We start from the raw sequence: 13,927 nt of genomic DNA, 5'->3' as shown, positions 1-13,927 counted from the left end.
CTACTCCCCCCTTGCCGCGAATCACCCTCTGGTCTAACCCGAAACCATGGGAAAAGATTTGCTTCCGCCCGGTGGCGACGGCGGTGATGCCGTCGAGCCGGTCGATCTGAAAAAGGCGCTTGAAGAGCGCTATCTCGCCTATGCGCTGTCGACGATCATGCATCGTGCTCTGCCCGATGTGCGTGACGGGCTGAAGCCGGTGCATCGGCGCATTGTCCACACGATGCGTCTTCTGCGCTTGAGCCCCGATCAGGGCTTTGCCAAATGCGCCCGCATCGTCGGCGACGTGATGGGCAAGTTCCATCCGCATGGCGACCAGTCGATCTATGACGCTCTGGTGCGCCTGGCGCAGCCCTTTGCCATGCGCTATCCGCTGGTCGACGGGCAGGGCAATTTCGGCAATATCGACGGCGATAACGCCGCCGCCATGCGCTACACCGAAGCGCGCATGACCGAGGTCGCCTCGGAAATCCTGACCGGCATCACCGAGGATGCGGTCGATTTTCGCCTGACCTACAATGAGGAAGACGAGGAGCCCACGGTTCTCCCCGGCGCGTTCCCCAATCTTCTGTGCAACGGTTCGTCGGGCATTGCCGTGGGCATGGCCACCTCGATCCCGCCGCACAATGCGGCAGAGGTCTGCGATGCGGCGCTGGCCGTCATCGACGATCCGGATATCGACCCCGACCGCCTTCTCGACTTCGTCAAGGGGCCGGACTTCCCGACCGGCGGCATCATCGTCGAGGATCAGGCCTCGATCCGCGAAGCCTATGCCACCGGACGCGGCGGCTTCCGCGTACGGGCACGCTGGCACAAGGAAGATCAGGGGCGCGGCACGTGGACGGCCGTGGTCACCGAGATTCCCTATGGCGTGCAGAAATCGCGGTTGATCGAGAAGATCGCCGAGCTGATCATCTCGCGCCGGCTGCCCCTTCTGGAAGACATTCGCGATGAGAGCGCCGAAGACATCCGCATCGTGCTGGTGCCCAAGAGCCGCACCGTTGCACCGGAACTCCTGATGGAATCGGTCTTCAAGCTGACCGATCTGGAAAGCCGCTTCCCGCTCAACATGAATGTGCTTTCGCGCGGCAAGGTGCCGGGTGTCCTCTCGCTCAAGCAGGTCTTGCGTGAATGGCTCGACCATCGCCGCGAAGTGCTTCTGCGCCGCTCGCGCCACAGGCTCGCCGAAATCGAGAAGCGGCTGGAAATTCTGGCCGGCTATCTGGTCGCCTATCTCAACATTGACGAGGTCATCCGCATCATCCGCGAGGAGGATGAGCCCAAGAAGGTGATGATCGCGCGCTTCGAACTGACGGACACGCAGGCCGAGGCGATCCTCAACATGCGCCTGCGCGCCCTGCGCAAGCTCGAGGAATTCGAAATCCGCAAGGAATTCGAGAAACTGTCCGAAGAGAAGGACGGTATCGAGGCGCTGCTGGCCTCCACCGCGCGCCAGTGGAAGACGGTGCGCTGGGAGGTGGCCAAGGTGCGCCAGACCTTCGATCCGGAGAAGAATCAGGCTTTGGGCAAGCGCCGCACCACCTTCGCTGAAGCGCCGGAGCACGATCTGGAAGAGGTGCACGAGGCGCTGATCGAGCGTGAGCCGATCACTGTGGTACTCTCCGAAAAAGGCTGGCTGCGCGCCATGAAGGGGCATTTGGCCGATTTCTCGTCTCTGTCCTTCAAGGAAGGCGACAGCCTCAAGATTGCCTTCCATGCGCAGACGACCGACAAGATCCTGCTCTTCACCACGGGCGGCAAGGTCTTCACCATCGGCGCCGATCGTCTGCCCGGTGGGCGCGGTCATGGCGAGCCGGTGCGCATCATGGTCGACATGGACAATGATCAGGCTATCGTGACGGCGTTTGCTCATGATCCCGAAAGGAAACTTCTCGTCGCATCGCACGCGGGCAACGGCTTTGTCGTTGCCGAGAAGGAGATCGTCGCCAACACCCGCAAGGGCAAGCAGGTGATGAATGTGAAGGCACCGGACGAGGCCAAGCTTTGCCTGCCGGTTTCGGGCGACCATGTGGCGGTCGTCGGCCAGAACCGAAAACTGCTTGTTTTCCCGCTCGCCGAAGTGCCGGAGATGACGCGCGGCAAGGGCGTGCGCCTGCAGCGCTACAAGGATGGCGGCGTTTCCGACATCAAGACCTTCGCCATGGAAGAGGGGCTTTCGTGGAAGGATTCGGCTGACCGAACCTTCGTCAAGACGCGCGAGGAACTCACCGAATGGATAGGCAACCGTGCTGCCGCCGGCCGCATGGCGCCGAAGGGTTTTCCGCGCACCGGCAAGTTCGGATGAGAAGGGATAGCCAGGCCTGAAGGAGGTCGTGCAGACAGAGGAGGGGCAAGATGCTGCACTGGATGACAGGATTGAAACGGGCCACGGTGGCCGTATCCCTGATCGGGATTTTGGGGCTCGTTCCGCCAGCTGCGGCGAAAGACAGCCTCCTTGAAGAGGCGGTCTCCTTTTCCGGACAGGTTCTTTACCTGCAGACGGATGTGCCAGGTCTCATCATCGGTGCCGTGCGGGATGGTGAAACCGCTGTCTTTGGATTTGGCGAAACCGCAAAGGGCAATGGCAAGGTGCCCGATGGCGACACGCTGATGCGGGTCGGCTCGATCAGCAAGGTGTTTACCGGTGCGGTTCTTGCAAGCCTTGCCGCCGACGGGACGGTTGAATTCACCGATCGGCTGCAGGATCGGCTGGGCTGGGACGTGGAGGTCCCCGTTCTCGACGGCAAACCCATTCGACTGATCGATCTGGCGACCCACACGTCCGGCCTGCCGCGCGAGGTGGATGTGGAGCGCGGCCCGGACGATGACCCGTTCTCCACCGTGACGAAGGAAGCCTATTCGAAGGCGCTTGCGGAAGGGGCGCAACTTTTCCCCGCCGGAACGGGCGGACTTTACTCCAATTTCGGGTTCGACATGCTGGCCGTTGCTCTTGGCTCAGCTGCGGGCAAGCCCTATGCCGAGCTGCTTGCCGAGCGTGTGCTGGAGCCGATGGGGCTGAAAGACACCACGCTCGCACCCGGTGAGGCTGATCGCCATCGCCTGATGCAGGGACACAATTTTGATGGTTCGCCCTTGCCGGATGTTCCCAACACGCCGGTCATGGCCGGAGCAAGCGGCCTCTACACGACCACAAATGACATGCTGAAATGGCTTGAGTGGCATCTCGACCGGTTTTCGCCGGACATGGCGGAAATGCGGATGCTCAACCATGCCTCTTATGTGCAGCGCGATGCGCTCGATCCGACCTATGGATTTGACGAATCCGGTCATATGGATGCGATGGGGCTTGGCTGGGTTGTGATGCAGCCGGAAGGTGATCGCCCGCTCCTGCTCCAAAAGGCCGGGGGGCGGCAGGGCATGTTCGTCTATCACGCCTTTGCCCCCGCGCGTGGTGTGGGCGTGTTCGTCGCCATCAACGAGTTCGATTTCGCCGCTTCCATGCTGATGGCCGAAGTGGTGAACGACCTCATCGCCGATCTCGCACCGCGCTGATTTGCGCCGCGGCGTGGATGCCTGCTTCTGCGCCGTGCGTCCTTCGACAAGCTCAGGATGAGGGATGTGAGAGCTTGGCGCGTGCCATGGGCGCCATCATCGCGTCCTTCGACAAGCTCAGGATGAGGGAGGATGGAGCACGCCATCCCGACATGAGATGACTGGCTCCTTGCGCCCCTCATCCTGAGCTTGTCGAAGGACGCACTCCCTTTCAGCGCACATTGTCCCTTCACGTCCGCGATTGTGGAAAAGCGCTTCTTGTGAGCGGCAGGCTGGGGCGAATGACACTATCTTCGCCGCACCAATCGATTCAGGGAATTCCATGTCCGCAGACGCCAAACGCATTGCCACCCTCATAGCCGCCGAGATCAGCGCCAGACCCGAGCAGGCGGAAGCCGCCATCGGGCTTCTGGATGAGGGGGCGACCGTCCCCTTCATCGCGCGCTACCGCAAGGAGGTGACCAGCGGGCTCGACGACACGCAATTGCGCACGCTCTCCGAGCGGCTTTCCTATCTGCGCGAACTCGACCAGCGGCGCGACACGATCCTCGGGTCCATCCGCGAGCAGGGCAAGCTGACGCCGGAACTGGAGACGAAGATCGCCGCCGCCGCCACCAAGGCAGAGCTTGAAGACATCTATCTTCCCTACAAGCCCAAACGGCGCACCAAGGCGCAGATCGCGCGTGAGCGCGGGCTGGGGCCGCTCGCAGAGGCCATTCTGGCGGACCGCTCAAAGGTGCCGGCGGATCTCGCAAAGGACTATCTGGGCGAAGAGGTGCCGGATGAAAAGGCCGCGCTGGAGGGCGCGCGTGACATACTGGCTGAGCAGTTTGCGGAAAACGCCGACCTGGTTGGAAAACTGCGCAACCACATGAAGGAGCGCGCCGTGCTGCGTTCCCGGGTGGTTGAGGGCAAGGAAGAGGCGGGCGCGAAATTTTCCGATTATTTTGATCATTCAGAGCGCTGGGCAGGCGTGCCGAGCCACCGCGCGCTTGCCATGCTGCGCGGCCGCAATGAGGACATTCTGGCACTCGATCTGGAAGTGGATGCCGACGACACGAGCCCGCTAAAACCGGCCGTGCGCATGATTGCGGCAGCCTACGAGATCGGCGGGCAGCTCCCCGGCGACCAATGGCTGCTGGACGTCGCCGGCTGGACATGGCGTGTAAAACTCTTCCTGCATCTGAGCCTCGATCTGATGCGTGATCTGCGTGAACGGGCCGAGGAGGAGGCAATCAACGTCTTCGCGCGCAATCTGAAGGATCTGCTTCTGGCAGCTCCCGCCGGCACACGCGCGACGATGGGGCTCGATCCGGGCATCCGCACCGGCGTGAAGGTTGCGGTTGTGGATGCCACCGGCAAGCTCCTCGATACGGCAACGGTCTATCCGTTCCCGCCGCGCAACGATCTGCGCGGCAGCCAGGCAGCACTTTCCGCGCTTGTGCGAAAACATGGGGTGGAACTCATTGCCATCGGCAATGGCACCGCCAGCCGCGAGACGGAAAAAATGGTGGCCGACATGCTCTCCGACATGCCGGCACCCAAGCCGCTCAAGGTGGTGGTGTCGGAGGCGGGGGCCTCGGTTTATTCGGCTTCGCCCACGGCGGCTGCCGAGTTCCCCGATCTCGACGTGTCGCTGCGCGGGGCGGTCTCCATCGCGCGCCGGCTTCAGGATCCGCTGGCCGAACTGGTGAAGATCGAACCCAAGTCCATCGGCGTCGGTCAGTATCAGCACGATGTGGACCAGTATCGTCTGGCAAAGGCGCTCGATGCGGTGGTGGAAGATGCAGTGAACGCGGTGGGCGTCGACCTGAACACGGCATCGAAATCGCTTCTGGCGCGGGTTTCCGGCCTCGGAGAATCGATCGCCGAGGCGATTGTCGCGCATCGTGATGCCAATGGCGCGTTCTCCAGCCGCAAGCAGCTTCTGGAGGTGGCGCGGCTTGGTCAACGCACCTTCGAGCAATGTGCCGGCTTCCTGCGCATCCAGAACGGCACGGAGCCGCTGGATGCCTCCGCCGTCCATCCGGAAGCCTATGGTGTGGCACGCAAGATTGTCGCCTCATGCGGCCGCGACGTGCGCGCGTTGATGGGCGATGCCGGGGCGCTAAAGGCGCTCGATCCGCGCGTCTTCGTGGACGAGCGTTTCGGCCTGCCGACGGTGCGCGATATCATCGCCGAACTAGAGAAACCGGGGCGCGACCCGCGCCCGGCCTTCCGCACGGCGACGTTTGCCGAGGGGATTGACGACATCAAGGACCTGAAGCCCGGCATGAGCCTTGAAGGCACGGTGACCAATGTCGCCGCCTTCGGCGCCTTCGTTGACATCGGCGTGCACCAGGACGGGCTCGTGCATGTCTCGCAGCTTGCCGACCGCTTCGTGAAGGATGCTCATGAGGTGGTGAAGGCCGGAGACGTGGTGAAGGTCCGGGTGCTTGAGGTGGACATCAAGCGCAAGCGTATCAGCCTTTCCATGCGCAAGGATGGCGGCAGCGCAACTGGGGCCGGCGCAGGCGCAGGAACCGGTGCCGGTCGATCGCGCGATCAGGGCAAGCCCGCCCGTGCCGCGATGCCACGCAATGGCGGCGGCAAGCCGGGCGGACGCGGCAGCGAACCGCAGGGCGCGCTGGCCGCAGCGCTCGCTCAGGCCATGAAGAAGAAATAGAGGGCGTTCGTCATTCCGCCCTCATAGCGGGTGACGCACCACGCCTTGCGCCAATCGCCGCTTGCGGCCTGAATGGAGTTGCCACAGCGAGTGCACGACCAGTGTGACGATGAGGATCGTGCCGCCGATGAGGGTGGCACGGCTGGGCACCTCGGAAAAGATCAGCCACACCCAGACCGGCGCCAGCACCGTTTCGAGTAGATAGAACATCGCCACTTCCGGCCCTGAAATGTATTTGGGGCCGTTGGACAGGCAGAAGAACGAGATCGGCATGATCACGGCCCCGTTGAGGATGATCCACCACGGGGCTTCGATGCGATAACCGGTTCTGGCGGTCATGATCGCCGCGACGACGCAGGGAAGCGCCACGGCCACCAGCGCGGCAAAGCCCATATCGCGACCGCTGCCACGTGTGATGGTGATCGCCGTGGCGAGCAGGAATGCGGCGCTCAGCGCCATCACGTCACCGAACAGGTTTCCCGCCCCGATGCCACCGCCGACGATGATCAAGACACCGATCAGCATAACGCCCATCGCTATCAGCGTGGCGGGTCTTGGTCTTTCCTTGAGGAACAACCATGAGAGAAGCGCGGCAAACATGGAGTTGAAGGCAAGAATGAAGACCAGATTGGCGGTAGAGGTGTTGTAGACGGCGGTGATGAAGCAGAGTGCCGAAAGCGCATAAAGGGCGGCGACCACAAGGCCCACGCGACCGGGGACGAGCGGCGGGACATTGCGCGTAAAAAGCCGCCATACGAACCATACGATAAGCGCCACCGCGACCGTCAAGGCGCTGCGCACCATCAGGATCGGCCATGGGTCGCCATCGGCCAGCCGGATCAGCGGAATGTCGATGGTGAGCGCCATGCCGCCAAAGGCGGTCAGCGCAAGTCCCTTGGCGTGGGAAGATGGCGAGGGAGTGGGCATGAAGGACCCTTCCGGGACGGCGTGTCGGATGCAGGCGGGGGCGGTGGATGCGACCTTCAGTCGACGCGTTCCCAACCCTGCGGGCCAAGGTGCTCCTGTGGCTTGAAGCGCACCTTATAGGCCATTTTGCGCGAGCCATTGACCCAGTAGCCCAGATAGACATGCGGCAGACCGGCAGCAACCGCTCGGTTGATGTGATCCAGGATCATGAAGGTACCGAGCGACCGGTCAGTGAGCTCCGGGTTGAAGAAGGAATAGACCATGGAAAGCCCGTCACCCATTGTGTCGGTGAGGGCTACGGCCATCAATTCGCCTTGTCCCTTGCCGGTGATGAAACTGTCGGGTCCGCGGCGGCGATATTCGATGACCTGCGTACTCACATGGGTGTCCTCAACCATCATCGCGTAGTCGAGAACGGTCATGTCCGACATGCCGCCCTTCTTGTGTCGGGCGTCGAGATAAGAGCGGAAAAGCGTGTATTGCTCCGTGGACGGTTCGGCCTCGTGCGCGGTGCCGATGAGATCGGCATTCTGTCTGAGAATGCGCTTCATGTTCTTTGTCGGCTGGAACTCCTGCGCAAGGATGCGCACCGAAACGCAGGCCCGGCAGGTTTCGCAGGCAGGGCGATAGGCGATGTTCTGCGAGCGACGGAAGCCGCCCTGGGTTAGCAAATCGTTCAGTTCAGGGGCCTTGTCCCCCACCAGATGGGTGAAGACCTTCCGCTCAAACTGTCCTTCCAGATAAGGGCAGGGGGAGGGCGCGGTCAGAAAGAACTGTGGCGATTGGGCGGGTTGCTGCGTCATGTCGGTAGGGCGTCACTCCTGATCCTAAAGCCCATAATACCATGGGCCGACAAACGAAAACGTCAACCAAATTATCGCGACCAGAGGTGTTCCAGCCTTGATGAAATCGCGGAAGGAGTAGTGACCGGGACCCATGACCATCAGATTGGTCTGGTAGCCGATGGGGGTTGCAAAGGAGCAGTTAGCCGCGAAGATCGTTGCAGCAATGAAGGCCTCGGGAGGCGCACCTATTGCAGACGAAATTCCCAAAGCGATGGGGGTGAAGAGGACCGCGGTGGCGTTGTTGGAAAGAAAATTCGTGAGGATCGCAACGACGGCAAAATATCCCGACAGGATGACGGCGGGAGCCTGACCTTCGAGTGCAGAAACGGCGGCATCGGCAATGAGTTGGGCACCACCTGTGCGCTCCAGCGCCGTTGCGGCGGCAATGGCCGAACCCACCAGCAGGAAAATTTGCCGGTCGAAAGCACGGCCGGCCTGTGCGAGCGTCAGACAGCCCGTCGCAATCATCGCAAAGGCTCCGGCGACGGCCGTGGCGACGATGGGAGCGATATCGAGTGCTGCCGTAACGACGATTCCGGCGAAGATCACGAAGGCGATCCAGGCCTTGCGGCGCTGGGGAACGGGCTCTGCCGACCATTCCAGGACAAGAAGGTCATGGCTCTCCCGCAGATCCTCCAGTGCCCTGTCTGTGCCGCCGACGAGGATGGTGTCGCCTGGCTCGAGCCGTATGTCGGAAACCGGGGTGCGCCCCATTCGGCTTTTCCGTTGCACACCCAGCATGTGAACACTGTGCTCGGTCTCGATCCCTGCGTTCCGAATGGTCCGTCCGGCATGGCGGGAACCCGGCGGAATAACTGCTTCGGCGATGTGATAATCGGGCCCGACGGTGGCTGTGTCCGCCTCGGCAATGTGTCCTGCCGCCCCGTGGGAAAGCGCCTGCGTGAAGGCCCGGCGGGTGGCCGTGACCATAAGACGGTCCCCCTCAGACAGGACCACATTCTCGAAAGGGGGGTGAAAACTCATTCCCCGCCGAACGATAAGGCGCGGTGTAAGATCGCCGAGACCTTGGAACAGGCCGGCCTTCGATTCCTTGCCTATGAATGGATGCCCCGGCACCACGCGGATCTCGCCGATGAACTGGGTTCCAGACTGCATCTGGCGGAATGTTTTTTCACTGCTCGAATCGCGCAGGATTCGCGGCATGACGAAAAAGACGTAGAGCGCCCCTGCAGCCGCCAAAAGCATACCAGGCATGGTGATGTCAAAGAAGCCGATCGAAATGCCGGCCTTGCCCGCAACGCCAGCCACCAGCAGGTTGGTGGAAGAGCCAATCAGCGTTGTCATGCCCCCTAGAATGGTCATGAAGGACAAGGGCATCAGCGCTTTGGAGACGGGGAAATTGCGCTGTGCAGCAAAGACGATCAGAACCGGAATGAAGATGACGACCACAGGGGTGTTGTTGAGAATGGCGCTCAGCATCGCCGCCGTGATCAGCGTTATGATGATGGTCCGCGTGCTCGAACTTCCGGCGGACTTTGCCAATATGCGTGCTGGTTTATCGAGTGCGTCCGTGGCGAACAGCCCCTGTCCGACGATAAGCAATGCCAGAACTGTTGCGAGTGCCGGATTGGCAAAACCCGACAGAAGCTCATCGGGTGGCAACGCACCGGAGGCGCCTTCATAGGGAAAGAACGCGAAGAGCGCCAGAAAGGCGACCAGGCTGCCAAGGGCGACGCTCTCTAGGGTGAAGCGCTCACTGACATAGGCGGCGACAGTCACGAGAATGATCGCGTAGGTCGCCCAGAGGTGAAAATCGGCCATGCAGGTCCCGTCGCTTGACGCTGTCAGCGCAGGCGATGATTTGCGCCTGCAATCTGCTGAGGAGAATAAGCACGGGCAGGCGCGCCGCAAGCATGGATTTGTTTCGTGCAGTGAAAAGCCGAACAAATGAGAGGAACCGGTCGCCTCCATTGGGAAAGATTTTTGCTTGCCGTCGGCTGATGGTCAGGTTTCAGGGCTTCGCGCCCGGTATCAGGTTTTCGGCCGAGCCGAGGATGACAATGTCGAGCAAGCGGTCATGGAGGGTTTGCCTGTTGGCCAGAACGAAAGGCGCAAACAGGACGAGCGGTGTAAAGATCGTGGAGGTCGCCAAAAACAACAGAAAATGGGCTATGCCGTAGCGGGCCGTAATCTTCGTGTTGTCGAGGCGCTCAAGCCGCAGCCCGAGAACGCGCATCCCGAGAGTCGCTTGGCGACGCCCTCCCAAGGTGATGCCGATATAGAACAGGACTATGGCCAGCGTCGCCACAGAGGCAATCGCTGCGGACATCGTATAGAAGGCATTGACGGATTGCTCGGAAAATCCATGCGTCGTGAGCCCCTGCGTTCCGCCGACCCCGGTCAGATCTTCCATCAACAACGTCGTACCGACAGCGAGGGCGAAAGCCAAAGCGACATAAAGAGCATAATCGATGAACAGCGCGAGAACGCGGCGGAGGTGCAGCCAACCTCCCTGCCGAATGTGAATTTCCGTTCTGCGGCTCTCAGGAGTGATCTCCCACCTGCGGGCGTCGTCAAAAGTATCGGTCATCGAAATACTCACTGTATCGAATACGCCCCCGTAGAGGTATCAATATACAGCGGCGCCCATAGCGCATAAATCTAAAGTATATGATTGCGTTAATAATGCAACTTTTAGGAGTATTCAGCTCGAGCGAACGACAACGGTTCCCAATAGAAGATCGTGCACGGTGCGCTTGTGATCGAGAAAGAGGCTCGCAAGAAGAATAAGCGGGGTCAGGATCGCATTGCCCGCCCAGAAAAGCACGGTATGCACCACAGCCAGAAGTGCGTCGACGCGCCCGCCATCAAGACGCGCAAGCCGAATGTCCATGAACTGCATGCCAAGCGTCGCCTGTCGGCGGCCTCCCAAAGTCATCGCGACATAGAGAAGGGCGGTAAGGGGCGCGAGAATGCCGAACAGAAGCCAGCCGAGGCCCAATGTCATCACACCGAGCAGGGCAACCACGATTGCGACGGGGATCATCAACAGGCCGATCAGCAGGTAGTCGATGAAGAACGCCACAATACGGCGTGTGCGAACACCGCGATAAAGATATCCGTCATCCTGTGCGGTATTCAGGATTTCGCCATCAAGAGGCCGGGCTGTCATGAACAATGCCTTTCGGTTGGTTCAGCGCACAGATGGGGAGCCTTGCCTGTGGTTCAAGCTTTTCGGTGTGGAATCACAACAATTCCGCCATTTCCGGGGCGAAATAGGTGAGAATTCCGTCGCAACCGGCGCGTTTGAAAGCAAGAAGGCTTTCGATCATGGCTTTCTCGCCGTCAATCCACCCATTGGCCGCTGCAGCCTTGATCATCGCGTACTCTCCGGAAACCTGGTAGGCGAAGGTCGGAACGGCAAACGTGTCTTTCAGTCTGCGGGCAATGTCGAGATAGGGAAGGCCCGGTTTCACCATCAGCATGTCCGCTCCCTCCAGTAGATCCTGCTCGGCTTCCCGGATGGCCTCGTCGCTGTTTGCAGGGTCGATATAATAGGTCTTCTTGTCGCCCTTCAGAAGGCCGCCCGTACCGATCGCTTCACGATATGGTCCGTAGAAGGCGGAAGCGAATTTGGTCGCATAGGACATGATCGCAACATTCTGGAAGCCGTTTTGATCGAGCGCATCTCGGATGGCTCCGACACGCCCATCCATCATGTCGGAGGGGGCGATGATGTCGGCGCCTGCCGCGGCCTGGCCCACGGCTGCCATGGCGATGAGGGCGACTGTGTCGTCGTTCACAATCTCGCCATCGCGCAAAATCCCGTCATGCCCGTGGCTGGTGAACGGGTCGAGTGCGACATCGGTTATCACGCCGATTTCCGGCACCGCATCCTTGATCGCGCGCGTGGCCCGATTGATCAGATTGTCTGGGTCGAGACTGTGTGACCCGGTTTCATCTTTGCGTACCGGATCGATATTGGGGAAGGTGGCGATGGCAGGGATGCCGAGTTTCGCCGCTCGTTCAGCCTGTTTCACCGCATGATCGACGGTGTGCCGCATAACACCGGGCATGGCCTCGAGTGGTTCCTGCCGGTTGTCGCCCTCCATCAGGAACAGCGGCCAGATAAGGTCATCGACCGTCAGGTGGGTCTCGCGCACAAGGCGGCGCGACCAGTCGGCCTTGCGGGTGCGACGCAGGCGGCGGCCACCCGTGATCTCATCCACGGTGCGGCGGGTGCCCAGGCTGTTGATGGTGCTGGAAAACTTGTTCACGGCTTCGACTCCAGTGTGGCGTCTCTCTATCATGCTGGTGAAATCGGACCAAGTCCGCGTCCGGTGTCCTGTGGTCGCATCCGCTTATAGCATTGACGGCCCGGGTAGCGGCGAATAATCACCTGAAAGGGTTTGCTGCTTCTGCAACGATTGGGGGTTCCGGTGAAGGTCGATTTCGGTGGCGCTGGAGATATCCTGTTCGAACAGGTCGGGCGTGCCGGCATTGTGACCCTTTCCCGGCCTGCATCCTTGAACGCGATCAATCACAGCATGGTCAGCGCGCTTGCACGGGCGCTTTCGGCCTGGGAATCCGACAATGCAGTCGAACGCGTCATCATTCGCGGGGAGGGGCGGGCCTTCTCTGCGGGCGGCGACATTCTGGATGTGTACCGTGCCGGCCTCGAAGGCAGAGCCAGCCCTGACTTCTTTGCTGACGAATACCGGCTCAACGCCGCGATTGCCCGTTTTCCAAAACCCTATATTGCGCTGATCGACGGTATCGTCATGGGCGGAGGGGTCGGCGTCTCCTTCCATGGCTCCCATCGCGTGATGACCGAAAATGCGGTTTTCGCAATGCCCGAAGTGGGAATCGGGTTCTTCCCCGATGTTGGCGGCAGTCATCTTTTGTCGCGTTTGCCCGGCGAACTGGGCATGTACCTCGCCCTGACCGGAAACCGCATTCGTCGTGGCGATGCCTGCGCGGCGGGGCTGGCAACGCATTCGGTCGATGCCGGGAGCCTTGCGGCACTCACCAAAGCACTCTGCGATGCCGACAATGTGGACGGCACGCTTTCCTCTTTTGGTGTCGCTGCCGAGCCGGAACTGAATGAGGGCATCAGACATGCAATAGCGCGCCATTTTTCCTTCGAAAGCCTGGCCGAAATTCTGGAATCGTTGTCCCAGGATCAGGACGACTGGGCGCGTCAGACCCTGGCGACGATTGAAAAGCGTTCCCCCACCAGCCTTTGCGTCGCGTTCCGCCAGTTGCGGGCAGGCGCCATGCTGGAAATGGATGAATGCATGACCATGGAGTTCCGAATCCTCAACCGGATGCTTGCAGGGCATGATTTCTACGAGGGCATACGCGCCGTCCTGGTGGAAAAGGGCAGCACCCCTCGCTGGCAGCCCGAAACGCTGGACGAGATCAGTGAAGACCACATCAACGCGTATTTCGCGCCATTGACCGGCGGGGAGCTGAGCTTGTGAACGGCGAGACGCTATCGGGCCTGGCGCCTTCCCGACCGTCCCAGCTCGACACTCTCTATTCCGGGTTTCATCGCGCCATAGCGGCCGCCTGCCTGGCCATGGGCATTTTTTATTGGGTGCGCCTTCTGGGTTTCTATCCCGGGCTGATGTGGCGGTTTGATCTGATGCCGGTCCACTGGCAGATTGCCAGCGTCATTTTAGCCGTCATCTATCCCTTTGCTTCGGTTGGCCTTTGGCTGATCGCCCCATGGGGTGCCGTCATCTGGTTTTTGTGCGCGGCCGCCGAAGTGGTGATGTACGGCCCATTATCGGATCTATTTGGAGACAATTATCCACTGATCGGCTTTCATCTTCTGGTGGCCGTCAGCTATGGCGCGTTGCGGTTTGTCCGTTATCACAGCAGGCGCAAAGCCCTGCAGTAGCGCGCGCCGTCTTCAGTGGCGGGTCCATTCTCCTCTCAAGCTTTCATCGAATGTCTGCGGTCCGGTTTACCGGCTGTTAGCTGTATTTGCAGGGTCGACTTTTGTAAGGCG

General features: G+C 60.9%; 11 protein-coding genes. 5 read left to right on the top strand and 6 right to left on the bottom strand.

Features of this window, described 5'->3' with window-relative positions:
• Nucleotides 1-46: 46 nt before the first annotated feature.
• From parC to H7H48_RS02600, 3 genes are all read left to right on the top strand, one after another.
• Entirely contained in the window at nt 47-2,305 is a 2,259-nt protein-coding gene (parC, locus tag H7H48_RS02610) for a DNA topoisomerase IV subunit A (RefSeq protein WP_229447253.1), read from the top strand.
• 50 nt (nt 2,306-2,355) lie between these two features.
• A complete protein-coding gene (ampH, locus tag H7H48_RS02605) occupies nt 2,356-3,513 on the top strand; it encodes a D-alanyl-D-alanine-carboxypeptidase/endopeptidase AmpH (RefSeq protein ID WP_229447252.1) in 1,158 nt (385 codons plus the stop codon).
• Nucleotides 3,514-3,835: 322 nt separating this feature from the next.
• Complete coding sequence (locus tag H7H48_RS02600; RefSeq protein ID WP_229447251.1) at nt 3,836-6,178, top strand: Tex family protein; 2,343 nt, start codon at nt 3,836-3,838, stop codon at nt 6,176-6,178.
• Between the two features lie 21 nt (nt 6,179-6,199).
• Here H7H48_RS02600 and H7H48_RS02595 read toward each other — a convergent pair whose 3' ends face one another.
• The 6 genes from H7H48_RS02595 to hemB form a co-directional block, all read right to left on the bottom strand.
• The gene (locus H7H48_RS02595; protein ID WP_229447250.1) at nt 6,200-7,105 is read right to left on the bottom strand and encodes a DMT family transporter; all 906 of its coding nucleotides are present in this window, start codon (nt 7,103-7,105) and stop codon (nt 6,200-6,202) included.
• A gap of 56 nt (nt 7,106-7,161) precedes the next feature.
• On the bottom strand, nt 7,162-7,908 hold the full coding sequence (locus H7H48_RS02590) for an arginyltransferase (RefSeq protein WP_229447249.1): 747 nt from the start codon (nt 7,906-7,908) through the stop codon (nt 7,162-7,164).
• A 24-nt stretch (nt 7,909-7,932) separates the two neighbouring features.
• Entirely contained in the window at nt 7,933-9,732 is a 1,800-nt protein-coding gene (locus H7H48_RS02585; protein ID WP_229447248.1) for an SLC13 family permease, read from the bottom strand.
• Nucleotides 9,733-9,922: 190 nt separating this feature from the next.
• Complete coding sequence (locus H7H48_RS02580) at nt 9,923-10,501, bottom strand: RDD family protein (RefSeq protein ID WP_229447247.1); 579 nt, start codon at nt 10,499-10,501, stop codon at nt 9,923-9,925.
• A gap of 114 nt (nt 10,502-10,615) precedes the next feature.
• Nucleotides 10,616-11,083, bottom strand: coding sequence for an RDD family protein (locus H7H48_RS02575; protein WP_229447246.1), 468 nt, complete (start codon nt 11,081-11,083; stop codon nt 10,616-10,618).
• Nucleotides 11,084-11,156: 73 nt separating this feature from the next.
• The gene (hemB, locus tag H7H48_RS02570; protein WP_229447245.1) at nt 11,157-12,188 is read right to left on the bottom strand and encodes a porphobilinogen synthase; all 1,032 of its coding nucleotides are present in this window, start codon (nt 12,186-12,188) and stop codon (nt 11,157-11,159) included.
• Between the two features lie 162 nt (nt 12,189-12,350).
• Here hemB and H7H48_RS02565 point away from each other — a divergent pair, with 162 nt between their 5' ends.
• Together H7H48_RS02565 and H7H48_RS02560 are read left to right on the top strand one after the other, a co-directional pair.
• Nucleotides 12,351-13,394 carry an enoyl-CoA hydratase/isomerase family protein gene (locus H7H48_RS02565; protein WP_229447244.1) on the top strand — a complete coding sequence of 348 codons (1,044 nt, stop codon included), beginning with the start codon at nt 12,351-12,353 and terminating at the stop codon, nt 13,392-13,394.
• Nucleotides 13,391-13,816 (top strand): DUF6163 family protein, encoded by a 426-nt coding sequence (locus tag H7H48_RS02560; RefSeq protein WP_229447243.1) that lies wholly within the window; start codon nt 13,391-13,393, stop codon nt 13,814-13,816. Before H7H48_RS02565 ends, H7H48_RS02560 begins: the two co-directional genes overlap by 4 nt.
• The last annotated feature ends 111 nt before the right edge of the window (nt 13,817-13,927 follow it).

The sequence above is a fragment of the Nitratireductor sp. B36 genome (genome assembly GCF_020833685.1).
GTDB lineage: Bacteria > Pseudomonadota > Alphaproteobacteria > Rhizobiales > Rhizobiaceae > Nitratireductor.
Note: the sequence above shows the minus strand (reverse complement) of the source record. Positions and strands in the feature narration are given on the sequence as shown.